The sequence below is a fragment of the Fretibacter rubidus genome (assembly GCF_041429785.1).
Classification (GTDB): Bacteria; Pseudomonadota; Alphaproteobacteria; order Caulobacterales; family Maricaulaceae; genus Fretibacter; species Fretibacter rubidus.
Genome location: NZ_CP163423.1, coordinates 2494821 through 2519346, shown reverse-complemented (window position 1 = coordinate 2519346; position 24526 = coordinate 2494821). Strand labels below are relative to the sequence as shown.

General features: G+C 51.0%; 19 protein-coding genes. 7 read left to right on the top strand and 12 right to left on the bottom strand.

Features of this window, described 5'->3' with window-relative positions:
• Positions 1-63: 63 nt before the first annotated feature.
• Positions 64-1548 carry a glycerol kinase GlpK gene (gene glpK / locus AB6B37_RS11530; protein WP_371395954.1) on the bottom strand — a complete coding sequence of 495 codons (1485 nt, stop codon included), beginning with the start codon at positions 1546-1548 and terminating at the stop codon, positions 64-66.
• Positions 1549-1673: 125 nt separating this feature from the next.
• Here glpK and AB6B37_RS11525 point away from each other — a divergent pair, with 125 nt between their 5' ends.
• The 6 genes from AB6B37_RS11525 (at position 1674) to AB6B37_RS11500 (ending at position 7053) form a co-directional block, all read left to right on the top strand.
• Complete coding sequence (locus AB6B37_RS11525; RefSeq protein ID WP_371395953.1) at positions 1674-3665, top strand: heme lyase CcmF/NrfE family subunit; 1992 nt, start codon at positions 1674-1676, stop codon at positions 3663-3665.
• Complete coding sequence (locus AB6B37_RS11520; RefSeq protein ID WP_371395952.1) at positions 3662-4201, top strand: DsbE family thiol:disulfide interchange protein; 540 nt, start codon at positions 3662-3664, stop codon at positions 4199-4201. The genes AB6B37_RS11525 and AB6B37_RS11520 overlap by 4 nt, the downstream gene beginning before the upstream one ends.
• Before the next feature lie 32 nt (positions 4202-4233).
• Positions 4234-4647: a cytochrome c-type biogenesis protein gene (locus AB6B37_RS11515; RefSeq protein WP_371395951.1), complete on the top strand. Its 414-nt coding sequence runs from the start codon at positions 4234-4236 to the stop codon at positions 4645-4647.
• A 71-nt stretch (positions 4648-4718) separates the two neighbouring features.
• Complete coding sequence (locus AB6B37_RS11510; protein ID WP_371395950.1) at positions 4719-5357, top strand: YceI family protein; 639 nt, start codon at positions 4719-4721, stop codon at positions 5355-5357.
• 42 nt (positions 5358-5399) lie between these two features.
• Positions 5400-5951, top strand: coding sequence for a phosphoribosyltransferase (locus tag AB6B37_RS11505; protein ID WP_371395949.1), 552 nt, complete (start codon positions 5400-5402; stop codon positions 5949-5951).
• Positions 5952-5958: 7 nt separating this feature from the next.
• Entirely contained in the window at positions 5959-7053 is a 1095-nt protein-coding gene (locus AB6B37_RS11500) for an NADH:flavin oxidoreductase (protein WP_371395948.1), read from the top strand.
• A gap of 11 nt (positions 7054-7064) precedes the next feature.
• Here the strand turns inward: AB6B37_RS11500 and AB6B37_RS11495 are convergent, their stop codons facing one another.
• The 8 genes from AB6B37_RS11495 to AB6B37_RS11460 form a co-directional block, all read right to left on the bottom strand.
• The gene (locus AB6B37_RS11495) at positions 7065-7958 is read right to left on the bottom strand and encodes an acyl-CoA thioesterase (RefSeq protein ID WP_371395947.1); all 894 of its coding nucleotides are present in this window, start codon (positions 7956-7958) and stop codon (positions 7065-7067) included.
• A gap of 46 nt (positions 7959-8004) precedes the next feature.
• Complete coding sequence (locus AB6B37_RS11490) at positions 8005-10731, bottom strand: phosphoenolpyruvate carboxylase (RefSeq protein ID WP_371395945.1); 2727 nt, start codon at positions 10729-10731, stop codon at positions 8005-8007.
• Positions 10732-10860: 129 nt separating this feature from the next.
• A complete protein-coding gene (gap, locus tag AB6B37_RS11485; RefSeq protein WP_371395944.1) occupies positions 10861-11868 on the bottom strand; it encodes a type I glyceraldehyde-3-phosphate dehydrogenase in 1008 nt (335 codons plus the stop codon).
• Between the two features lie 150 nt (positions 11869-12018).
• Positions 12019-12990 (bottom strand): ROK family protein, encoded by a 972-nt coding sequence (locus AB6B37_RS11480; RefSeq protein WP_371395943.1) that lies wholly within the window; start codon positions 12988-12990, stop codon positions 12019-12021.
• Positions 12990-14840 (bottom strand): phosphogluconate dehydratase, encoded by a 1851-nt coding sequence (edd, locus tag AB6B37_RS11475; RefSeq protein WP_371395941.1) that lies wholly within the window; start codon positions 14838-14840, stop codon positions 12990-12992. Before edd ends, AB6B37_RS11480 begins: the two co-directional genes overlap by 1 nt.
• 2 nt (positions 14841-14842) lie before the next feature.
• Positions 14843-15550, bottom strand: coding sequence for a 6-phosphogluconolactonase (gene pgl, locus AB6B37_RS11470; RefSeq protein WP_371395940.1), 708 nt, complete (start codon positions 15548-15550; stop codon positions 14843-14845).
• Positions 15550-17013: a glucose-6-phosphate dehydrogenase gene (gene zwf, locus AB6B37_RS11465; RefSeq protein ID WP_371395939.1), complete on the bottom strand. Its 1464-nt coding sequence runs from the start codon at positions 17011-17013 to the stop codon at positions 15550-15552. The genes pgl and zwf overlap by 1 nt, the downstream gene beginning before the upstream one ends.
• A gap of 102 nt (positions 17014-17115) precedes the next feature.
• The gene (locus AB6B37_RS11460; RefSeq protein ID WP_371395938.1) at positions 17116-18138 is read right to left on the bottom strand and encodes a LacI family DNA-binding transcriptional regulator; all 1023 of its coding nucleotides are present in this window, start codon (positions 18136-18138) and stop codon (positions 17116-17118) included.
• Positions 18139-18306: 168 nt separating this feature from the next.
• Between AB6B37_RS11460 and AB6B37_RS11455 the strand changes: the two genes are divergently transcribed.
• On the top strand, positions 18307-19188 hold the full coding sequence (locus tag AB6B37_RS11455; protein WP_371395937.1) for an aldose 1-epimerase: 882 nt from the start codon (positions 18307-18309) through the stop codon (positions 19186-19188).
• A gap of 5 nt (positions 19189-19193) precedes the next feature.
• On the opposite strand, the gene xylA is transcribed toward AB6B37_RS11455, so the two are convergent.
• The 3 genes from xylA to AB6B37_RS11440 are packed head-to-tail and all read right to left on the bottom strand — an operon-like array spanning position 19194 to position 24395.
• Positions 19194-20510, bottom strand: coding sequence for a xylose isomerase (gene xylA, locus AB6B37_RS11450; RefSeq protein ID WP_371395936.1), 1317 nt, complete (start codon positions 20508-20510; stop codon positions 19194-19196).
• 10 nt (positions 20511-20520) lie between these two features.
• Positions 20521-21969, bottom strand: coding sequence for a xylulokinase (xylB, locus tag AB6B37_RS11445; protein ID WP_371395935.1), 1449 nt, complete (start codon positions 21967-21969; stop codon positions 20521-20523).
• 2 nt (positions 21970-21971) lie between these two features.
• Positions 21972-24395 carry a glycoside hydrolase family 3 N-terminal domain-containing protein gene (locus tag AB6B37_RS11440; RefSeq protein ID WP_371398446.1) on the bottom strand — a complete coding sequence of 808 codons (2424 nt, stop codon included), beginning with the start codon at positions 24393-24395 and terminating at the stop codon, positions 21972-21974.
• Between the last annotated feature and the right edge of the window lie 131 nt (positions 24396-24526).

Sequence of the window (24526 nt, the reverse complement as noted above, 5' to 3'; positions counted from 1 at the left end):
CACCTTTGGATGGGGTGAAACAAATAAAGAACAAAAATAAGCGCGTCAACCATGCCTTGGTTATTATTGGCTTAAAACCTTTTGCACATATCCATGCCATTCGGTCAATCGGCTCTTGCGCTCGTGGGTATCCATAGACGGCGTAAAGGCGTCTTTGCGGTTCCATTGTTTGGATATGGCATCCAAGTCTTTATAAAGACCGCATTGCAAGCCGACTAAAAAGGCGACGCCCAGCGCTGTTGTCTCGACAATCATGGGACGCTCAATGGGCAAATCAAGCACATTGGCCAGATATTGGACCATCCATTTATTATGGGTCATGCCGCCGTCCACGCGTAACGATGTCAACTTCGCCCCGTCACTCGCCATTGCGCCGAGCAGGTCAGACGTCTGGTACACAACGCTTTCAACTGCTGCTCTTACGAAATGAGCGCGGCCTGTATCACGGGTCAGACCAAATATAGCACCTCGCGCGTCAGGGTCCCAATGCGGCGCGCCTAGCCCCGTGAAGGCGGGCACCATATAGACGCCCTGATTACCCGGCAGGCTCTCAATTAAATTCTCTGATTCAGATGAGTGTTCAATAATGCGCAGACCGTCGCGCAGCCACTGTATCGCCGCGCCCGCAACAAAGATTGATCCTTCCAGCGCATAAGTTGTCTGGCCATTTAAACGGTAAGCCACGGTAGAGAGCAGTTTTGCTGTTGAGCTCACGCAGGTCTCGCCCGTGTTTAAAATAACAAAACAGCCTGTGCCATAGGTGCTTTTGACTGACCCTGACGTAAAGCAGGCTTGGCCAATGGCCGCGGCCTGTTGGTCGCCGGCGACACCTAGGATTGGCGCGTTGACACCTGTGATTGCCTTATCTGTCATGCCGTAATTATCGGCACAGTCTTTCACATCGGGCAGGACGGATGCGGGGACATCAAATAGCGATAGCAGCTCTGTATCCCAGGACTGGCTATGGATATTAAAAATATTTGTGCGGCTGGCATTGGTAGCGTCCGTGGCATGAACAGCTCCGCCCGTTAAGCGCCAGATAAGAAAGCTGTCAACAGTGCCAAATGCCAACTCACCCGCCTCAGCACGTTTGCGGGCACCTTTCACGTTATCAAGTATCCAAGCGATTTTGGTGGCACTAAAATAAGGGTCAAGGATGAGGCCGGTTTTCGCGCTTAGTGTTCTGACATCATATTTACCGCCCAAATCGCGGCAAGTTTGGGCGGTGCGGCGATCTTGCCAGACAATGGCGTTATAGATGGGTTTGCCTGTTTTTCGGTCCCAGACAATGGTGGTCTCGCGTTGATTTGTAATGCCGATGCCCAAAACTCTCTGCTTGTTTTTTTTTGTAAAAGCCACGGCGTCGCGCATAGTTGATAGCGTGCTATTCCATATCGCTTCGGGGTCGTGTTCTACCCATCCGTCTTGGGGGTAAATTTGCGGAAATTCCTGTTGGGCAGTGAATAAAATATCGCCGCCTGGAGAGAAAACGAGGGTGCGCGAGCTTGTCGTGCCTTGGTCAATGGATACAATAACTGTGTCGGTCATAGGGCACACTAACAGGGCGGTAATTTCCGTCAATATGCTGTGTTATTCTGGCGCGCCTATTGTCGTTTACATATCGGCCAAAGCGATTATGTTGGCGCGAAACAGGATTGGTTACGGGACGCCCAATGATAGCAGAATTTGGACATATTGCCTTAATCGCCGCCTTTATGGTGGCCGTAGCACAATCAATTCTGCCGATGGTTGGCGCGCACCGTGGAGATGTGCGGTTGATGGCCTTTGGCGACCGCGCGTCTATCATTCAAATGCTACTGACCGTGTTGTCTTATGCCATGTTAACTGTGGTGTTTTTATCGTCCGATTTCAGTGTAAAATTGGCGGTGGAGCATTCCCATTCCGCCAAGCCGTTACTGTATAAAATATCTGGTGTATGGGCCAATCATGAAGGCTCTATGCTGTTGTGGATTCTAATTTTGGCGATTTACGGCGCGATGATACCTATCTTTGGACGGCGTTTGCCAAGCCCCCTGAAAGCGCGTGCCATTGCTGTGCAGGGCATGTTGGCGGTTGGATTCGTCGGCTTTACCCTTCTCACGTCAAATCCGTTTGAGCGTTTAAATCCTGTGCCGATTGACGGCAAAGGTATGAACCCGCTCTTGCAAGACCCCGGGCTCGCCTTTCACCCACCGTTTTTATATCTCGGCTATGTCGGTTTTTCCGTCGCTTTTTCATTCGCTATTGCAGCGTTAATTGAGGGACGTGTCGATGCAGTTTGGGCAAAATGGCTGCGGCCGTGGGTGCTTATCGCCTGGAGCTTTCTGACCGTTGGTATCGCCCTTGGGAGTTATTGGGCTTATTACGAACTAGGTTGGGGCGGCTGGTGGATGTGGGATCCTGTTGAAAACGTATCTTTCATGCCGTGGCTTGCCGCAACAGCATTGCTTCATTCCATCCTCGTGTTGGGCACGCGACACAGCATGGCGAGTTGGACGATATTGCTCGCCATTGCGACCTTTTCGCTGAGCTTGATCGGCACATTTGTTGTGCGCTCTGGCGTGCTTGTATCTGTCCATGCCTTTGCAACAGATCCGGAACGCGGCGTTTACTTACTTGCTTTAATGGCAATTGCTACTGGCGGGGCCTTAGCGCTTTATGCTCTGCGCGCTAACAGCCTGCGTGTGTCTGATACCTTCAAAGCGGTGTCACGCGACGGGGCGCTGGTGACAAATAATATTTTGCTAGTCACCGCAACTGCGACCGTTTTTCTTGGCACATTTTATCCCTTATTTATGGACGCGACGACGGGCGAAAAAATCTCTGTTGGTGCGCCTTATTTCAACCTAACCTTTGGGCCATTAATGGTCATATTGATGGTGTTTATGGGCGTCGGCCCTATGCTGAAATGGCGCGAAGATAGTCTTGGGCGGCTAAAGACATTTGGTATTATATCAGCGGTATTAATAGCGGTTATTACCGTGCTGACCGTTATATTTGGCAAATCCGTGCTGGGCGGTTTGTCGCTCGGTATTTGTGCCTATCTCGCTTTTGGCACTATTATGGTGCTCGTGAAGCGCGCTCGTATTGGTCAGGTGTCATGGGCGGACAGCAAGCGGCTGCTGCGCGCGCAACCAGCGGCGACCTATGCTTTCGTCGGGGCGCATTTGGGCGTGGCCATGTTCGCTGTCGGCGTAACAACAATGTATGTTTGGCAGCAAGATGACGCAAAGGCCTTAAAGGTTGGTGAGAGTATGGATTTGGCAGGCTACACATTTACCCTCAAAGACATGGGGTCTGGCCAGCGGGAAAATTACCAATATTTTGGCGGGAATGTCGACATCACCAAAGATGATCAATTAATTAAAACCGTTTACTCGGAACGTCGTTTCTTTCCTGTACGCGACATGATTACAACAGAGGCTGGCATGCATTTGTCGCCGGGTAATTCGCTCTTTGCATCAATTGGTGAAGGCACAGAGCAAAGTGGCTGGGTCGTGCGGGCCTATCTACACCCTTATGTTATTTGGATTTGGTGGGGCTGTGTGCTTATGGCTCTATCGGGATTTGTTGCGCTTGCCGATAGGCGTTTGCGCGACCCCAAGGATATCACGCGCCGTGGGGCTTTGCCTTCTGATACGACAAGTGCGGTGCCAGCCGAATGATACGCCGTTTTGCTCCACTTCTTGTTTTTGCAGGGCTTCTTGCAGCTTTTGGCTTTGGCTTGATGCGCGATGATCCGCGCATATTAGAAAGCGCTATGATTGACAAACCCATGCCCGCGTTTTCGTTGCCCAGTCTGTATGAACCAGATGTGATGCTGACAGAAGCATTGTTCAAAGGCCAAGTCAGCCTGCTGAATATCTTTGGGTCTTGGTGTGTTGCCTGTGTGCAAGAGCATCCCACTCTCATGGAGATCAGCAAGTCTGGCGCTGTGCCCATCATTGGCGTTGATTGGCGCGACACGCGCGAGGCGGGTATGCGTTGGTTGGAACGTTATCAAGACCCGTATGACCAGGTCATTTTTGATGAAGGCAGTTTGCTGGCCATTGATTTGGGCATTACAGGCGCGCCCGAGAGCTTCCTTATCGGGAAAGACGGGCGAATCCGTTACAAGCATGTCGGCATTATCACACCCAAGCTTTGGCGCGAAGAAATTAAGCCCTTGGTCGATATGTTAAACGCGGAAACAGAATCATGATGCGCGGTATTATAATAATGGTTGCGTCATTTATGTTTGCGCTTACAGTCTTAGCGCAAGGCCCGAATGAGGCGGAGCTTGAGGCCCGCGCCAAAGATGTTGGTCACATGCTGCGCTGCGTTGTGTGTCAAAATCAATCCATTGAAGAATCAGATGCTAGCCTTGCCGAAGATATGCGGCGCCTTGTGCGCTCTCGGTTAAAAAATGGCGACACAGATGCAGAAGTCATAGATTTTATGCGCGAACGCTACGGCGATTATGTGCTGTTAAAACCGCCTGTTCAGCGCAACACTTATATATTGTGGTTCGCACCTTTTGGTATCGCTCTGCTAGGCGGTGTGTGGTTTGTCGTATCGGCGCGGCGCAAACACACCGCGGAAACTGTCGCGCCTTTATCTGAGGATGAACGTCAAATTCTGGACGGTATTTTGCACAGTAAAGAGTAAGGCTCGCTACGGGCCATTGGCAACCTTATTATCTTGCCAGACGTAGTTAGATTATATCTATCATGGAGGTAATGATGAAAAAGCTATTTTTACTCGGCTGCGCCTTAACAATGGCAGCTTGCAGCGGCGCGGCTGAAACAGTTTCGCAAACAGGTAGCGCGACGCCGTCAACTGAAATGGTAAATGCACTTCCAACTGTCAGCGGTGCCAATATTTGGACTGTGGATTACAGCGCCAGCACATTGCAGTTTAATGCCGTGCATGCGGGAAACACCTTTACCGGTGATTTTAACAGCTTTTCTGCCGTGATTAAACTTGATCCTGAAAACCCCGAAGACGGTGAAGTTCATGTGGTCGTTGATATCGCCTCCGTTGACGCCAATGACGATGACCGCAATGCCAATCTTCCTGAAAAGGATTGGTTTAACATCAAAGCCTTTCCTTATGCCAAATTCAGCGCGACAGATATTACAAGAGTTAGCGGTAATGATTATATCGCGCGGGGTGATTTATCCATCAAGGGGATATCCCAACCGACGCAGCTTGATTTTCAACTGACTATTGATGGTGACCGCGCCAAGGCTTCGGGAACAACAACCCTCATGCGCCCTGATTTTAAACTAGGCACAGATAGCAGTGACTTTAAGACAGAAGAATGGGTTGCCTTCCCCGTGAAGGTGCGCTTTGTTGTAAGCGCAGATCGCCAATAATAACGCGTGGCACGCTGATGTCGCCAAGTTTTGAAAGCCAGTATGGATAAGGTTTTTATAGACGCCGAAGCGATGTTAAAAGATAGCTTTGAGCTTGGACTGCGTATCGCAGAGTCTGATTACCACCCTAGCTTTGTTATTGGTATTTGGCGCGGCGGAGCCCCTATCGCCATTGCAATTCAGGAATTGCTAGACGTCATGGGCTATCCGACGGATCATGCCTCTTTGCGAACATCATCTTATGGGGGCGGCACAACATCCCGCCGCGTAGAGGTTTTTGGCCTAGCCCCTGTTGCGAAATCCCTGCGCCCCGCTGACCGCGTTTTAATTGTTGATGATACATTTGATACAGGCCGCAGCGTCGATGCCGTTATTACCCAATTGCGCGAGGCAGGGGTGAGCTGCGAGATACGGGTCGCAACGCTCTATTTTAAACCGACACTCAACAAAACAGAGCGCGTGCCCGATTACCATCTTTATGAAACCGATAAATGGCTCGTTTTTCCACATGAACTGCGCGGCGCAGACTTAAACGAGCTTAAATCTCGCGGCTTGTTACCAGAGCGCATATTCACACATAAATTGACATTATAGGATCGATATGACCAACGCCTTATTCTCCCCATTTTCTGTTCGCGGCCTGACTGTACCCAACCGTATTGTCATGGCCCCCATGACGCGTAGCTTTAGCCCTAATGGCGTGCCCGGCGATAATGTGGCGGACTATTACGAGCGCCGTGCAGCCCATGATGTTGGACTGATTATCACAGAGGGCACAACGGTTGACCGCCTTGGTGCGGGGAATGATGAAAATGTGCCAATGTTTCACGGCGATGAGGCCCTAGCGGGATGGAAGACAATCTGCGAGCGCACGCAGGCGGCTGGCGGTAAAATCGCGCCGCAACTTTGGCACACGGGTATGATGCGCAAAGCTGGCACAGGTCATTTCCCTGATGCCGTAACCGATAGCCCGTCTGGTCTGACCCATCACGGAAAAGCGGTTATGGACGCGCCGTCAGAGGCTGATGTCGATGATATGGTTATGTCCTTTGCGCGCTCGGCCAAACACGCAGCGGACCTCGGTTTTGATGCCATAGAAATTCACGGTGCGCATGGTTACTTGATTGATGAGTTTTTCTGGGGTGTGATGAACCAACGCGAAGACCGTTACGGCGGTGACTTAGCACAGCGCGCAACTTTTGCGGCTGACGTCATTCGTGAATGCCGCAAAGCGGTCGGGGCGAACATGCCGATTATCTTGCGCTTTTCACAATGGAAACAACAAGAGTTTACTGCAAAGTTGGCCGAGACGCCTGCCGAACTAGAAGCGTTTTTAAAGGTGTTTGTCGATGCAGGCGTTGATGTCTTGCACTGTTCGCAACGCCGTTATCAAGAGCCAGAGTTTGAAGGTTCAACCCTTAACCTAGCGGGCTGGGCGAAAAAGCTGACAGGGCTGCCGACGATTACGGTGGGCTCTGTCGGGCTAAACTCTGATTTTATTGGTGCGTTTCGTGGTCAAGACTCCGGGGCCGCGTCACTGGATGATGTGATTGAGCGGCTAGAGCGCGGAGAATTTGATATGGTGGCTGTGGGCCGCGCGCTTTTGCAAGACCCGGAATGGGCGTCCAAAGTCAAAGCGGGTGATTTTGATAAGCTGTCAGATTATGATGCGAAAGCGCTTCATACACTTTACTAAGCATTATTTTCTTATGCGCCGTCTTTTTTGCCGACGACCCGCATGAGGCCTTCTTGTGCGGTAGAGGCAATCAACACCCCGTCGGCGTTATAAAAACTACCACGATTAAGGCCCCGCGCCCCGCTGGATCGGGGGCTATCGATATGGTAATAAATCCAATCATTGACCTTTATATCGTCATGGAACCACATGGCGTGATCAAGGCTCGCGCCGATAATTTTATGGGTTGTAAAACTAACAGGATGCGCACGAAGCGCTGTGCTCATGAGGCCTTTGTCAGAGATAAACGCGAGTAACGTTTGATGCGTAATCGGATCATCGCCGATACCGTCGTGAAATTTAAACCAGAAACCATAGCTATCTGTCACATTTCCAGGTTTGATTTGCTCAGCAACATGGGGTGTCCGAAATTCAACGATGTCCTCATCAAAGACCAAATTCATGGCGCGATAGATTTCAACAGACACACTATCGTCTTTTTTGGATAGTGCTGTGATATAATCAATATCGGATTGTAGCTCTGAAAAATGCGGAACAGACGTCGGCATATCATATTGGTGGGATAGCCCTGGCTCTTTGATTTGGAACGACACAGATGCGTTAAAAATCGCTTCGCCCTTTTGCTTGCCTACAACACGGCGGGTCGAAAAACTGCGCCCGTCGCGAATAGGATCAACTTCATATATAATCGGCCGAGAAATATCACCGGGTCGCAGGAAATAACCATGGAGTGAATGTGGGTGACGGTCATCGGCCACAGTGCGTACAGCCGCATTTAAGACTTGGCCTAAAACCTGTCCGCCAAAGACGCGCGGCAGCCCCATTTGCAAGGATTTTCCCTGAAATAAAAGGCTGTCGATTTCTTCGACATGCATGAAAGATAAAAGCTCATCACGTGTAAACATAGGCCACGGCTTAGCGATATGACTAAGCCGTGACAAGACTTAAAGCCTAGCCATAGGCATCATAAGCATGGGTAATGGCAATTGTGATTTGACGCATCAATTGGCTTGCACGCTCTAGCGGTTTAATCACCGTTTCTGTGATATGCGGAAAGCCGCCCGCTGGTGCGACAGGGGCGTCCGTTTTCTCTGTCAGCTTCTCCGTCCACTTCAACGCCTCGCGTGTTTCGGGGTAGCGCTCTTTCAAATCATTCAAAATATTATCAACTTGTAGCGTTTGCAGTTTTTGCAGCACGTTAAGCTGTGATGTCCCTTCCGGTCCAATCGCTGGCAGGTCGGTTGCAATAATCATCATTTTCATAATCACAGCAAGACGTAGCGCATGCAGGATTTGAAGATTGTCATCATTATCAAAAGCAAGGCAATGATCATAGGTACAGAAGAAATCAAGACTGTCAAAGATATCAAGTCGCAAGCGATTGGCGAGATCCATAATATGGGACCGCCAAGGCTGCGCGATGAGTGTCTTGCTCACGTCGCGGGATTTAAGCGCAAGACGTGGCTCATTGCCTGACAGGGACCGGCTGACCCAAAAACCCGGGTCAAGCAGACGCCCATAAGCCGTCAGTATGGACACATTGGAACGCTGCATCGCGGTAATTACCAAGCCGAAAATAGAGCGTGCACGCGCGCTATCGCGGTACATGGTCGCAAATTTTTCGGGATCAATTGCGGTTGCGCGGCCAACGCCGTAGAAGATATTCGCGGGCACGCCAAATTGCTGTAAAATCGCATTATGCGGAATGGCGCGTAACTGGCGCGGATTGAACATATCCGTCGTCGTTTTCTTGCGCTGCGCGGCACGCGACCCTGTTGGAATTAAGAGGTTCTGCCCAAACCCACCGAGAAGCCCGACGTAATTGGCGTCATTATAAAGACTGTCTTGTTCTGAGCCGATGGTACGAAAAACGTCCCAAGAGAAATCACGATCAGTATAAAAGACGTCATCTTCGGACGCGCTAAAATCTGCAAAGCGCGCGCCTATCAGGCTGCCGACACTGGCACGGGCCAGTGTGTCTGTTTGGAACCATAAAAAGCCGTCACCGCCTTGAAAGCTGGTTTCATGACACAGCGGTATGCCGCGTTTTTCAAATTGGCGCATGGCCCACGGACTCATGACGTAATCCACGCGTTCAGATAATGTGCCGGGGTGACCACCGCGCCCCATGCCTTCACCGTGCGTGTTAAACACAATCGCGGTGACATCTGTCATCTCATGCTTGGCCATTGCGGCAGCAAAGTGGCTTTGTAGACGCTCAATCGCGAGGGTCGCCGGGATTTGTCCCATGAAACGCCCAGCATCAGAGAAACCCGTTTGAATAGCAAAGGTCCCGCGCGAGACAATGTAATCGCGGTAAACGGGATTGCTCAGCATTTTATCAATAATACGCCCGCCGTTGTTTAGCGCGCTCGCAGTTTCAAATAAGGGCGAGATATCAAGATGTTTATCGAGCCCGTAACGCCGCGCCAGATAAAGCATTCCCAGTGGGGTTAGGCTGTCTTCGCATTCTGCAATCAGCAGGCGGATAGGGGTTTCGTCATCAATATATTTGTGGATTTGTGCCGTTAAAATCATCTGCTGGTGAGCGGTAGATTTCTCTAAAGCCAGCGAGGCGAAATTAACGGGTTGAGGTTTCACGTTCTTGGTCAGTTTCGACGCTTTTAAAAGCATCGTACGATTATCTGTCGCGTTATCAGATAGCCCAAACTCTTGGCGCATCGCATTAGTCACGTGGCGCGCGTTAAGGCGGAAATGGATACGCGAGGTACCAAGGCCGTAAGTGCGCAAATCAGAACGCAGCAGAATCAGCTGCCGTTTGGCGGCGTCGGATTTGGCCGCTTTTATGGCCCGTTCAATCAGGGGATAAAGCGCCGTTGTGCTGCGCAGGCGGCGTGCGGATTGACGGGTCAAATTATTGGCCGCTGCGACAAGGTTATCCGTGTCAGTTAGGTCTTGGTTAAACAAAACCAAATCTCGTTCAGAGCTCTCATACCCATTGGATAGTTGTTTGATTAACTCTGATACCGCTTTTTTTCCGTCAGCGTCAAAACCGTGGGCGCTGTCGATGATTTTAGCGCTCATGAGGTATCGCTGCACTTGCACAGATTTTTCAGATAAGCGCAACCGCAGGGCGTCGCCCCAGCTAATGTCAGTGCGGCCATCAATATCATAACCCACCCAGCTATAAATTTTAACAAGACAAGGCGTTAATTCCGTCCAGCTATCCGGGAAAAGTCGTTTTGCGGTATCAAGGATTTTGCCGTTTATGGCCGCAATGGCGACTTGCATGCGTGCTAATGTGGCCTGGGTGTCGACATGTTCTTCTTGCAGTGTCGGAGCGCGTTTAGGCAGGTAAGGCAGCGTTTTAAGATGCTCTAGACAATCATCAAATTCGCCGTCCTCGCTTGAGGCGATTTCACCCAATGTATCACGAATATCGCGAGAGAGGCTAAAGGTCGGGTGCGCGGTCAGCACGATACCTTGCGCGGCATGTTCAGCCCATGATTTAAATGCGTCAAAGCCGTCTTTGGCTTTGGCTTCGCATAAGGCCTCGACGTCGGCGTCCAGCGCTTCAATCGCTTTGATACCGGCACGGTGCCGTAACCGCCGCGCGCGCGCAACTAAGCCGTCATCAGATATCGCTTTTACGAGGCTTTCGATATTGCGAAAGGCGACTTTGCGATCTTCGACATCCTTAGAAATGTCATAGGCCAAAAGCTTAACAGGATTAAATTGCGGGTCACTTTCAATGCGCGACTTGTGGGTCGCAAGCTGTTGCGTAAGCCGTTCTAGGAAATCCTCATTAGATGTGCGTTTGGCGATGATCGCCTCCTATGTATTCGGTTATAGATATTTCGCCATGACGGACGCCGTGTCGAGCATACGGTTTGAAAAGCCCCACTCATTATCATACCACGAAAGAACCCGTAACATAGTGCCATTATTCACATAGACACCGTCATGCACAAAGCTTGTGGAGTGGGGGTCATGGTTGAAATCAATACTGACAAGCTTGTCCTCCACATAACCCATCACGCCCGCAAGTGGGCCTTGCGCGGCTGTTTTAAATAGGGCTTGAACGGCTTCGACGGTCGTGGCTTTTTTCAAATTCACGGTCAAATCGACAGCCGATACATTGGGCGTTGGAACGCGAATGGCAACACCGTCCAGTACACCTGCAAGCTCTGGGATGACTTTTGAAATGGCTTTGGCAGCACCCGTTGATGTGGGGACCATCGATAGGGCGGCAGCGCGGCCACGGTAGGGGTCGCGGTGAACGCTATCGTGGGTGGGCTGGTCACCTGTATAGGCGTGAATAGTCGTCATCATGCCGCTCTCTATGCCGTATTCATTGTGCAGGAGAGAGGCGAGGGGGGCCAAGGCATTGGTTGTACAGGACGCGTTGGACAAGATGACATCGTCAGTATTAATCGTGTCGTGATTAATACCGTAGACAATGGTCTTGCTATCGTCTTTTGCTGGGGCCGAGATGAGGACACGTTTCGCGCCTGCCGTGATATGCTTGCCCGCTGTATCTTGGGTCAGGAAAAACCCGGTGCATTCCATCGCGACATCAATGCCGTGCTTTGCCCAAGGGAGGTCCGCTGGGTCGCGCTCGCCGTAAACGGCAATCCGGTGGCCGTTCACAATGATGTCGTCACCATCCACTGATACGTCAGCTTTAAATCGGCCGTGAACACTGTCATATTTTAAAAGCCGTGCGAGCGACGCCGCATCGGCAAGATCGTTAATCGCAACGACTTTCATATCGGTGCGGCCTGTCTCGATAAGGGCGCGCAGTACATTGCGGCCAATGCGGCCAAATCCGTTAATGGCTATTGAAAGGCTCATATCAAACTCCTGTGAGAGGTTGTAAAAGGGGCTAAATGTATGAACCCCTAGGTGTTACTGTGTCACCGCTGTCATTAGTGCGAATTCGCGCATTATTCTAGTAAAATGTGCGTTTGCGAATATAAAAATGACACATGGGTAATTATAGCATTATGACATGCTATCCAAATAAAGTGCGGCAACACCAAATAAGGGGGCTGCTGAATTGAGTAAAAGGTCAACGGGTATGTCGGCAACGTAATCGCTCATGGGACCCCTGTTCGTAAAACGACTGAGCGCTTTGGGTGTATCAATGAAATCGACAAGACGTTCTGAAACGCCACCGGCAAGTACAATACCGCCTTGCGCCCCAAATATCATCGCCATATCACCAAGAGCGCCCATGACTGCGGCCCCGCGCACTTCGCATACCTCGCGACAAACGGCGTCTCCGGAATGGGCGGCGGTCAGGATATCGGCAGGACGCATTTTCTTATAGGCTAATCCGTGACGCTCACAAATTGCTGAATGCACTGTATCCATGCCGTGCCCAGAGCTAACCAGTTCTAGCGAAACAAAATCATGGGACTTTTGTAAAATATGTAATAATTCAGTTTCAGCTTCAGATTGGGGTGCCCATGCCTGATGTCCGCCTTCACCGCTAATAACGTGCCAGCGGCCATTAATCTGTATAATCGTTGATGTGCCAAAACCAGTACCCGGCCCTGCAACCAAAACGGGCTTTCCGGGGACTTGAGTGCCTTTGTGGAGTGAGCGAAAATCATTGGCTTGGAGTTCGGGGACAGAACGCGCCATGGCGGTGAAATCATTATAAAGTCGAACATTGTCAAAGCCGAACCGCTTTGACAGAGCGGTCTCTGATATATGCCATTCTCGGTTGGTTAGGCTGACTTCTCCATTGGCAACAGGGCCCGCAAGCGCCATACAGACATGGCGCGGTTTAAAATGTGTCTCGGCGAGAAATTGATCAATCGCGTCATCAAGACTGCCGACGTCATCACCACGTACTTTTGAAAATTGCGTCAAGATCAGCTTACCGTCTGCACCTTTATCGGCCAAACCTAGGCGTACATTTGTACCGCCAACATCGCCGACTAAAATCGTATCTTTGACACCCCACATTAGGCTTTGCCCTCAAATGTCTGACGGGCATTTTCATTGGGATGAAAACAGGACGCGCCCGCTTCGGCTTCTGTGCATTGCGCGCGGAACGACCCAAATAGGTCGCGACCAAACCCAAGGCGTCCGCGATTGGTTGGTTGTTGCGCGGGGATACGTGCCATTAACACGGCTTCATCAACGTCAATTTCTAATACGCCCGCTTCTGCGTCCAGTGTGATGATGTCGCCGTCTTGCACATAGGCCAGCGGCCCACCGCTTGCAGCTTCCGGCCCAACATGAATTGCGGCTGGAATTTTCCCCGATGCGCCCGACATACGTCCGTCTGTTACAAGGGCAACGGCAAAGCCCTTGTCTTGCAGTACACCCAGTGGCGGAGTTAGTTTATGAAGTTCTGGCATGCCGTTTGCGCGCGGGCCTTGGAACCGAACAACGCAAACAACGTCTTTATTAAGCTCCCCCGCTTCAAAGGCTTTATACATATCATTTTGGTCATCAAAAACGCGGGCAGGTGCGGTGACTTTGCGGTGCTGTTCTGCGACGGCAGAAACTTTGACGACGCCCCGTCCAAGCTTCCCCGCGAGAACGCGAACGCCGCCTTCAGCGTTGAAGGGTTTTTCGACTGTGCTTATTATTGCTGTGTCCTTGGACGCAATGGGGGCTTCACGCCAAACGGCTTTACCGCCGTCTAAAATGGGTTCTGTTGTGTAATCGGATAAATCCCCGCCAGAGACGGTTTTAACGTCGCGGTGCAGTAACCCTGCGTCTAGTAATTCACGGGTCAAAAGTCCCATGCCGCCAGCTGTGTGGAAATGGTTTACATCGGCGTAACCATTGGGATAAATTTTCGTCAGCAGCGGGGTGATATGGGATAGTTCTGTGAAATCATCCCAATTGACGATGATGCCCGCCGCGCGCGCAATGGCAGGAATATGAAGGGTATGATTGGTTGATCCGCCCGTGGCCAACAAGCCGACAATGGCGTTGACAATTGATTTCTCGGTCACGACCTCGCCGATTGGTGTGTAGCTGTCTTTGGCCGCAGTAATCTCGACAGCGCGCTGCGTTGCTGCCTCGGTCAAAGCTTTGCGAAGCGGCGTATTGGGATTAACAAAGGCCGCGCCAGGTAAGTGAAGCCCCATGATCTCCATCAGCATCTGATTAGAATTGGCCGTGCCGTAAAAGGTGCAGGTTCCGGGGCTGTGGTAGCTCTCAGCTTCGGCTTTCATCAAGTCTTCGCGTGTGGCTTTGCCTTCGGCAAATAACTGGCGAATACGTTGTTTCTCCTGATTAGGCAGACCAGACGGCATCGGACCAGCCGGGACAAAAATCGCGGGCAGATAACCAAATTGTAGAGCCCCGATCAAAAGTCCAGGAACGATTTTATCGCATACGCCCAGATAAAGCGCCGCGTCATATGTATCATGTGACAAAGATACGGCTGTTGCCATGGCAATGACGTCGCGCGAAAATAACGACATTTCCATGCCTGTTTGACCTTGGGTAACGCCGTCACACATAGCGGGTACGCCGCCAGAGACTTGCGCCGTTGCCCCTGCTTTGCGCGCTGCCATACGAATGATTTCCGGAAAAGCTTCGAACGGCTGATGGGCGGACAACATATCATTATAAGATGTGATGATGCCGATATTGGGCCAACTGGCACCAAAGAGTTCTTTTTTGTCATGCAGCGCGCATCCCGCAAAGGCATGGGCTTGGTTTCCAGCTGATAGTCGTTTGCGTGCTAATCCCTCGGGACGACGCGCGTGCATATCGTCAAGATAGGCAGCCCGCGTTTCGCGCGAACGCTCTACGATTTTCGCCGTGACAGAGTCTAATACAGGATGGGTCATATTTATTCAGCGTATAAGGTTGTTAGGCGTTCGCCAAGGGCCGTGATGGCATGGGTGATAGGATAATTCAAAGAGGCATCTTGCGCGGCTTCAAACACGACGCGCTTTTCTGCCCCGGTCAGTAATAAAAGCGCAAAACGCGCATCGGCAATCGCGGGCAGGGTCAATGTCATGCGGTGCAGATAGTCCCCAGTAACAGGTGATTTATTGGCTGTGATTGGCGCAACGATCGCCCCGCTGTTCATATCAAGTGCGTAATCAAGGCCGTCAGCCTTTGGAAACCAAGACGCCGTATGACCATCAGGGCCCATACCCAGCAAGACAAAGCTATAGGGGCGGGACAGGGCCGCATAAGCTTTGGCCACATTCGCCAATCCGCCCTGTATTGTGTCATGATGTGTTTTCATCGGGATAAAGGTCGCGGATTTTGCTTTGTTACGCAGTAATGTGCGCCGAATGAGGGCGCCATTAGAGCCCTTGTTAGTTTCTGGTACCCAACGGTCATCAACAAGGCCGATAGTAACTTTGTCCCAAGGCAAGTCGTAATGCGATAGCGCCTCAAATGTTGCGCCAGGGGTTGAACCGCCTGACAGCATAATAGAGGCCGTGCCGCGTGAGTGTACATCGCGCAAGATTGCCGACGCAATCATATCGGCAGCTATGGGAGCAATGGCCGCGCGTGACGAGACTATTTGAAAATGTCCTGACACTAGCGTTTGCTTTCCCACCACTCGCGGTGGTCACGGTCCATTAACATGGCAGATTGCAACGGCCCCGACGTGCCAGCGGCATAGCTTTCCAGCGGTTGATTGCCGTCATGCCAACTCTCGAGTAAATTATCGACCCATGACCATGCGGCTTCCACTTCGTCGCGGCGCATAAACAAGGCGAGGTTCCCGCGCACGACATCCATTAATAAACGCTCATAGGCATCAGGATAACGGACAAGAAAATTATCGGCATAGGACAAGTTCAGCGGCAGTGATTTTAGGCGAAGACCACCCGGGCCCGGTTCTTTGACTTGCATATAAAGCTGCATACCTTCATCGGGCTGCAAACGGATAACAAGGCGGTTCGGCGCCTGGTCTGCCCCTTTGAATAGGGCGTGCGGCGTAGGTTTGAACTGAATGACAATTTCAGAGCGCCGCTCTTTCATCCGCTTGCCAGTACGCAGGTAGAACGGCACGCCAGCCCAGCGCCAATTATCAAGCCCTGTTTTAATCGCAACAAAGGTCTCGGTGTCAGAATTGTCTTTGGACAAGGTATCGACATAGGACGTAACGGGGTCGCCCTCGACGAGGCCTTCTGCATATTGTCCGCGCACTGTGTGTGTTTTCGCTGTCTCTGGTGTGAAGCGTTGCAGTGCTTTTAGAACTTTGATCTTCTCAGTGCGAACCTCATCGCCGTCCAAATTATTGGGCGGTTCCATTGCGGTCAGACACAGAAGCTGCAAGATATGATTTTGAACCATATCACGCACGGCGCCAGATCGGTCATAGTAATCCGCGCGCCCTTCGAGGCCAATGGACTCGCTGACTGTGATTTGAACATGATCAATTGTGTGACGTGACCAAATGGGCTCAAATAGCGTATTAGCAAAGCGCAAAACTAAAAGATTTTGTACCGTTTCTTTGCCCAAATAATGATCAATACGGTAGATTTTGTTTTCTTCAAAGACGGCCCCGACGCCCTCATTTATCGCTTGAGCAGAGGCAAGGTCAGTGCCGATTGGCTTTTCCAAAACTAGACGCGTATTGGGCGTGTTTAGTCCTGCACGGGCCATAGCTTGGCATAAGTCGACGTAGATTAATGGTGTCGTTGCGAGGTAGAACACAACGGGCCGCGTGTCTTTTGCAAGCAGGGATTTCAAAGCGCCCCAATCGGCATCCTGATTGGTGGCATCCATCGTCAGGTAGTGCAGTCTTTCTGAAAATCTTTCCCATGCAGCCTCATCAAAATTTTCCGTATGCGCCTTGCATGCTTTTTTAGCCAAATCATTGAAGGCCTGACGGTCAAGTTCGGTGCGAGCGACACCAATGATTTTACTGCTGTCGTCAATTTGGCCGTCTAGATAACGGTGATAAAGGGCGGGTAGTAATTTGCGCCGTGATAAATCACCTGTGCCGCCAAAAATGACGATATCAAAGGGATCGACAGGAATAAATTCAGCCATTCGGCGTCTCCAGTATAGCGGTTCGGGCTTAGACCCAATATTATGACAACGCTGTCAATACAGCTTAGTTATTCAAAAGTCTATAGGGCTAATGGCGCTGTGTTAAGATGAAATTTTCGGGACGGAACTACTACCCCGCGCGAGAAGCGTGACGGGAAGCTCCTCGCATATGATATCCGTCTCAGAAGTTCGCAGGCTTGTCAGCAATATATCGGTAGCGCGTTCCGATAGCTGCCTAATGGGTTGTCGAATAGTGGTTAGCTGCGGCCACAACACGTCTCCAATGCGTGAGCCATCAAAGCCCGCTATGGACATATCCTTGGGAATGTCGAGCCCTGCTTTCATGGCGGCCATCATAGCGCCTACAGCCATTTCATCATTGGCTGCAAAAATCGCAGTGACATTATGACCTGACTCGATGATTTTCTGACCGGCGTTGAGGCCCGACCGAAAAGAGAAGTCTCCACTATATTGCGGGCAATTCTGTACCGACAGACCTGCGGTTTCTAGCGCTTTTAAAAACCCCGCGGTGCGTTCGATCGTTGAGCCATGACTGGACGGGCCAGCAATAAAGGCAATATTCTTGTGCCCTAATTCGATCAAGTGGTTAGTCATCATCAAACTGGCGGCTTTGTCATCAATGTAGGTCGCACCGCTAGAGCGTTTTTCAAATTGTGGAGATACACGTGTGTAAGGAACATTCTTCTCACGCAGTACCGCCAGCAATGCAGGGTCATCGGATAACGGCGGGCTGAGCAATGCGCCGTCTACGTGAAATGACGTCAAGTAAGTCGCCGCTAAAGCCGCATAGCTGCCGTTTGTTAAGGGCAGAGGCTCATTCACAGAAAAATACCCGGCGGCGCGACACGCTTTGTGCAGACCTTGGTTTATACGGTCAAGATAATCGGGGTTTGGGTTGTCATGGAAATGCACGATAATGAAGGACTTATTCGAGGCTAAGCTCCGAGCCGACAAATTGGGGCGGTAATTCATCGCCTCTGCCACGGCCAAAACGCGGTCACGCGTATTATCGCGAACATTAGGTTCGTGATTAAACACGCGCGAAACAGTCTTGATGGAGACATGCGCTTCTTTGGCGATGTCCTCAATCGTAATTTTTTTCATGGTCCCCTCGCGATTGTGACAGGCCGCAATTTATGCGACATGCCCAACTTTATGTAGCTATACATAACAATTCTCAGCGCTTTGAATAGGTTGAATTTCCTTTATGCTTTCGGTTAGGTCGCGCACAATGCGTTATAAGGCGGGCTTTAACCCGCTTTGGAGAAAATTATGGCTCACGTAACATTAAAGAATGGCAAAAGCGAACTCACGCTCTCGCCCGACTCCGGCGCGGCAGTTTTACGTTTCACCCATGACGGTCAAGAGATGTTTAAATCTGTTGAGGCCGGATGGAAAGCGGCGCGTGATCCATTAAAGACATCATGCTTTCCGCTTATTCCTTATTCAAATCGTATTCGCGATGGACGGTTTCATTTCGGCGGTGAAGATATATCGCTGGAATTTCATGAAACAGACCACGGCCATGCGCTCCATGGTTTGGGGTGGGTGCGGCCTTGGACAGTGACGCAACAATCTGAACGCGACTGTGTGTGTTCGCTTAATCACACTGCAGATATCTGGCCATGGGCGTTCCATGCGACGCAGTCCTTAGAGCTATCCGATGGACGGCTTTCCATGACCGTATCTATCACTAACGAGAGTTCGGCCGGTATGCCCGCTGGCATTGGTACACATCCCTATTTTCCAAATAAGAAAAACGCGCGGCTCCAATTTAACGCAAGTGGTGTTTGGCTATCGGATGAAGCAGCGCTTCCGACAATTCACGCGGCGATACCAGAGCCATGGGACTTCACCCAAGCGCGCAAGCTTAAAGATGTGGTTGTTGATAATTGTTTTACAGGCTTTAGCGGCCAAGCCAGCATTCGCTGGGACAATGCGCGCTACGGCATGGATATCAGCGCTGATGAGGTCTTGGGATTTGCCGTCGTTTATGTACCAGAAGAACAGGACTACTTCTGCTTTGAGCCTGTTAGCCATATGAATGACGCGGTAAATTTTGAAGGTAAAACCAAGGCGACAGGACTGCGTGTCCTCTCGCCTGGGGAAACCGTCTCAGCCACAACAAATTTTACTGTGGCTGATAATACGTAAGCTGATTATTTCACAGCATTTGTAATATAGTTTTCCAGTTTTTCCTGCGCGCCAGAAATGGGAGCAGGGGATGTGTTAACTGACAAACTATAGCCGGCCATAGCGTCTAAATCTGCAGAGCCGTCCATCATTTTGGCCCCCATACCTGATTTCCATCCTGCATAGCGTGCGTCTTTAAATGCTTGCAACGTATCCGTCTCAATCATAGCCGCCGCATTTTCCAGTGCGCGGGCCAGCAAATCCATCCCGCCAATATGACCATGGAACAAGTCTTCGGCATCTATACTTTGGCGACGCACTTTGGCATCAAAATTAGAGCCGCCGTTTTTAAAACCACCGCCCTTAAGGATGTAATAGAGCGCCAGTGTGGTCTCGCGCAGGTCATTGGGAAACTGGTCGGTGTCCCAGCCATTTTGCGGATCACCGCGATTGAAATCGATCGACCCAAACATACCAAAGGCATTGGCCATTTCAATTTCATGCTCAAAACTATTGCCCGCCAAAGTCGCGTGGTTGGGTTCAATATTCACCCCCACTTGCCCCTCTAGGCCGTGTTCTTTCAAAAAGCCGTAGATCGTCCCAACATCGCGGTCATATTGATGTTTTGTTGGCTCATGTGGTTTCGGTTCGACCCATATATCACCTTTAAATCCGATCTTATGTTTATGCTCGACGACCATGTTAAGGAATCGCCCTAATTGGTTCATCTCCTGTCCGACATTGGTGTTAAGGATTGTGTCATAGCCTTCGCGCCCGCCCCACAAGACATAACCTGATCCGCCCAAACGGTGTGTCGCCTCTAGGCAATGTTTGACTTGTAGTGCCGCAAAGGCGGCCACATCAGGATTGGGATTGGTGGATGCCCCCGCCATATAGCGTGGATGCGAAAACATATTGGCTGTACCCCACAGCAGATTAATATCGCGGGCGTCCATTTTGGCTTCAATTTTATCGACAATGGTGGCAAAATTTTCAACGTGCTGGCGCGGGGTTTCTGCTGCGGCCATAACGTCGACATCGTGGAAGCACCAAAATTTATTACCAAGGCGGTCAAAGAAATCAAAGGCTGCGTCTAGCTTTGCCTCTGCGGCGGCTTGGTCATTTTTGTCACCATGCCAAGGCCGATTAAACGTGCCGCCGCCAAAGACGTCAAAGCCGTCCCAACAGAAATTATGCCAATAACAAACAGAGACGCGCAAATGCTCTGCGATTGTTTTGCCCATAATCTTTTTAGACGAGTCATAATATTTAAAGGCCAGCGGATCATCGCTGTCTTTTCCTTCAAATTTAATAGGGTCAATATGATCAAAATAGCCGCTCATGACAGGCTCCTTACGCAGTTAAATCTTTTGTGTTTTGATATAGTTTTTGAAAGCTCACGCGGCGCTGGCTGTATAAATCGCGCAAACTGTTATCAGGCTCAATGGTCGCCTCAATCGGGGGTGGAGTGCAAATGTCTTCAGCGCTTTCGCTGCTAACGCATAGCCGCGCGAGTCGCGCCGCGCCAAAGGCTGGCCCAACGTCTGCGCCGCCGCGGTAATGCAGGGTTACATCAAAGGCGCTGGCCAAAATTTTGCCCCAATACAGACTACGCGCGCCGCCGCCAATCACGGATAACGTCTCAATACTTGCACCAGTGTCACGTAGCGCGTCAATGCCGTCAGCCAACGCAAAGGCCACACCCTCTAGTGCCGCCTGCGCAAGCGTTGCAGAGTTATCTTCATGGGTTAAACCAAAAAATGCGCCCTTGGCATTGGGGTTGTTATGCGGTGTCCGCTCACCCGATAAATAGGGCAGGAACATCGCTCCTCGCCCTGGTTCATTAGCGTGTTCGGCTGTCGCGTATAAATCTGCGGGTGTCTTGAAGCCCGTTATTTTAGCGACAAAATCAACAGCACTGGCCGCTGATAACATCACGCTCATTTGATGCCATAGCGCTGGGAGGGCGTGGCAGAACGTATGCACTGCGCTCTCTGGGTTAGGGCGGTACTGCCCGTCTGCCAAAAACACCACACCAGATGTGCCAAGGCTGATAAACCCGTCGCCAGAGCTGATTGTGCCAGAGCCCACAGCGCCGGCTGCATTATCCCCACCGCCGCCAGCAATCGGTACGCAGTCCATACCCCAATCATTGGCGACAGATTTGGAAAGCTTGCCTGTCGCAGACGAGCCTTCAAAGAGGTCTGGCATATGCTTGCGGTGAAGACCTGTGAGGGACAAGACGTCATCTGACCAATCCCGCGCGGCGACATCCATCCATAATGTGCCAGCACTATCTGACATATCAGAGGCGTAATCTCCTGACATCAAAAGCCGCACATAGTCTTTGGGTAATAGGACTTTTGCAGTCTTTTTAAATGTTTCGGGTTCGTGGCGTTGCATCCAAACGAGCTTGGGCGCGGTAAATCCTGGCATGGCCAGATTACCTGTAATAGACGTTAGGCTTGGGAGCGCGCCCATCATGGCCGAGCATTCCACAGCGCTGCGTCCGTCATTCCATAGGATTGCACGACGAAGGACATTATCCGCGTCGTCAAGGCATGTCGCGCCGTGCATTTGCCCCGATAGGCCAATGGCCTTTACGCCAGAGCGTTTATGCGGGTCCAGCGCGGTGACAGCTTTGCATGTCGCCGCCCACCAATCGGCTGGGTCTTGTTCAGACCAAAGTGGCTGGGGACGCTGCACCGATAATGGGGCGCTGGCTTGGTCGACGATATTTTGTGCATCGTCAACTAAGACGGCTTTGACGCCAGACGTGCCAATATCAATGCCCAGATACATGACTATTTCACAGTCAGCGTTGTCGTTTTCACATTATCAGAACTATTGCCGACCATGATGTCAAATTCACCAGGCTCGACGACACGCACCATATCACGGTTGAAAAATTGCAACGCGTCTTTGATGATAGGCAAACTCACGGTCTTTGTCTCGCCAGGTGCAAGGCTTACGCGGGCAAAACCTTTTAGCTCTTTGACAGGGCGGGTCACGGAACTGACCTTGTCGCGGATATATAGCTGCACAACTTCGTCGCCCGCAACATCGCCCGTGTTCGTCACAGAGACAGAGACGCTCGTTGTTCCGTCAGGCGCAATTGTCGCGGCAGACAGGCTAGGCTCTGATATCTCAAATGTCGTGTAAGACAGGCCATAACCAAATGCATAAAGCGGGCTGGCGTCAGCAAAAGCATAGCCGCGGCGTGCCGTGGGCTTATGATTGTAAAACGCTGGGATTTGTCCGACGGTGCGGGGCACCGTTACAGGCATTTTGCCAGAGGGATTAACGTCACCAAACAAAATATCCGCAACCGCTGTGCCTGTTTCTTGACCCAAAATCCAGCCATATAAAATGGCAGGTAATTTATCCTCGACATTAGCCAGTGACAGCGGACGGCCCGAAATAACGACAGTAGCCATCGGCTTCCCGGTCGCGGCTAGGGCGTCGATAAGTTCCTTTTGTTCGCCGATAAGGGTAATATCATTGCGGTCACCCATATGTTGCTCATTCCACGCTTCGCGCGATGTGCTTTCATCCCCGCCGATAGCTAGAATGATTAAGTCTGCGTCTTTCGCGACGGAAACAGCTTTGTAAATATCAGACAGGTTCTGATCGCGGTCGGTCAGGTTAACCGCGTCATCCCACCAAGAGCGATTATCAGTCAGCGTCACGCCTTGGGCGTGGACGACTTTGTCGGCGCCGACTTTGGCTGTGATACCATCAAGAATAGAAATCGTCTGGCGGGGTTCGTCGCTATATCCGCCCAGCACAGTAATGGCGGCATTAGGGCCGATGACGGCGATTTTATTATATTTAGACGCATCGAGCGGAAGAAGACCGCCTTCGTTTTTTAAAAGCACAGCGCCTTTATGTGCTGCGGTTGTGGCAAGGGCGCGGGCCTCTGCGTTACCCGTGAGGGCATCTGCCGCTTCGCCGTCAGCGAAAGGCGTGTCAAAGACATTGCCGCGCTCTTTCATTTCCAACATACGGCGGACAGCTTGATCGACATATTTTACGTCAAATTCGCCCGCTTCGATTTTTTCCTTCAATTGATAATAAGCCACCCCGTCAGGGAGCTCAATATCAACGCCAGAGCGCAGTGCAATCGCGCCAGCGTCCGCCAAATTATCAACAATGTGGTGACGACGCTCTAGCTCGTTAATGGCGAAGTAATCAGCGACCACAACGCCGTCAAACCCCCATTCGCCGCGCAGGATATCATTTAAAAGCCACGGATTGGCATGGGACGGAATGCCGTCAATTTCATTATAGCTTGCCATGACAGATGCCGCACCTGCTTCTTTCACGGCCGCTTCAAAGGGTGGGAAGAATGTCTCGCGCAAAACGCGCTCTGATACTTGGCTCGGCCCGACATTCATACCGGCTTCGGGTTGTCCGTGACCTGTCATATGCTTCAGTGTGGTTAGAACTTTGTCATCAGCGATGGGAAATCCGTCGCCTTGAAAACCGTTAATTGCCGCAACACCCATACGCGACACAAGATAAGGGTCCTCGCCAAAGGTTTCCTCAATACGACCCCAACGCGGATCAAGGGCAATATCAACAACGGGCGAGAGCACATGATGCGCGCCTCGCACGCGAATTTCACGCGCGGTAACAGAATAGACTTCTTTGACAAGGTCCGTATCAAAGGTCGCAGCCAGCGCGATAGATTGCGGAAATGACGTGGCGTAGCGCCCCTGAAAACCATGTAGGCCTTCTTCGTGGAACATAGTTGGTATACCGTGACGTGTTTCCTCAATATGCCATTTTTGAATATCATTAATTAAGGCAACAGTCTCTGATGGTGTGCGCGCCGACATGCGCCGAACAACAGAGCTGTCATTAGGGTCGCGGTCTGCGGCTTGTTCTTCCATGCCAAAGGTGTCTTGTGGGCGAGCAAAGCATCCAATACCGTGCGGAAATTCTGCCTTCATTTTCTCTGGATTAAAGCTGCCGTCCGTTTCTAATACTTTGGCTTTGTCAAACCAAATGCAGCTGATTTGTGCGAGTTTTTCGTCTAGTGTCATATCCGCCAGAAGTTGATTAACGCGGTCGGATGTCGATGTGGTGACGACGGGCAGGGTGTCCATGGCCCCTTTAACGTGACTATCGGTAGTAGCCTTGTCAGAGACGGGACCTTGGGCGGTACAAGCGGTCAGTGCCATCACAGCACAGCGTGTTAAAATCAGAGTGGATAGTCTCGACATCATAATCCCCTATTTTCCTCAAAAATCACTATTTTCATCAGGGCTAAGCGAAATTGACAACCTTGTCAATTTTTATGACAAGGTTGTCATTCACATTTAATTCGGCTAGCGTCGTTGTTATGGGGATAGAT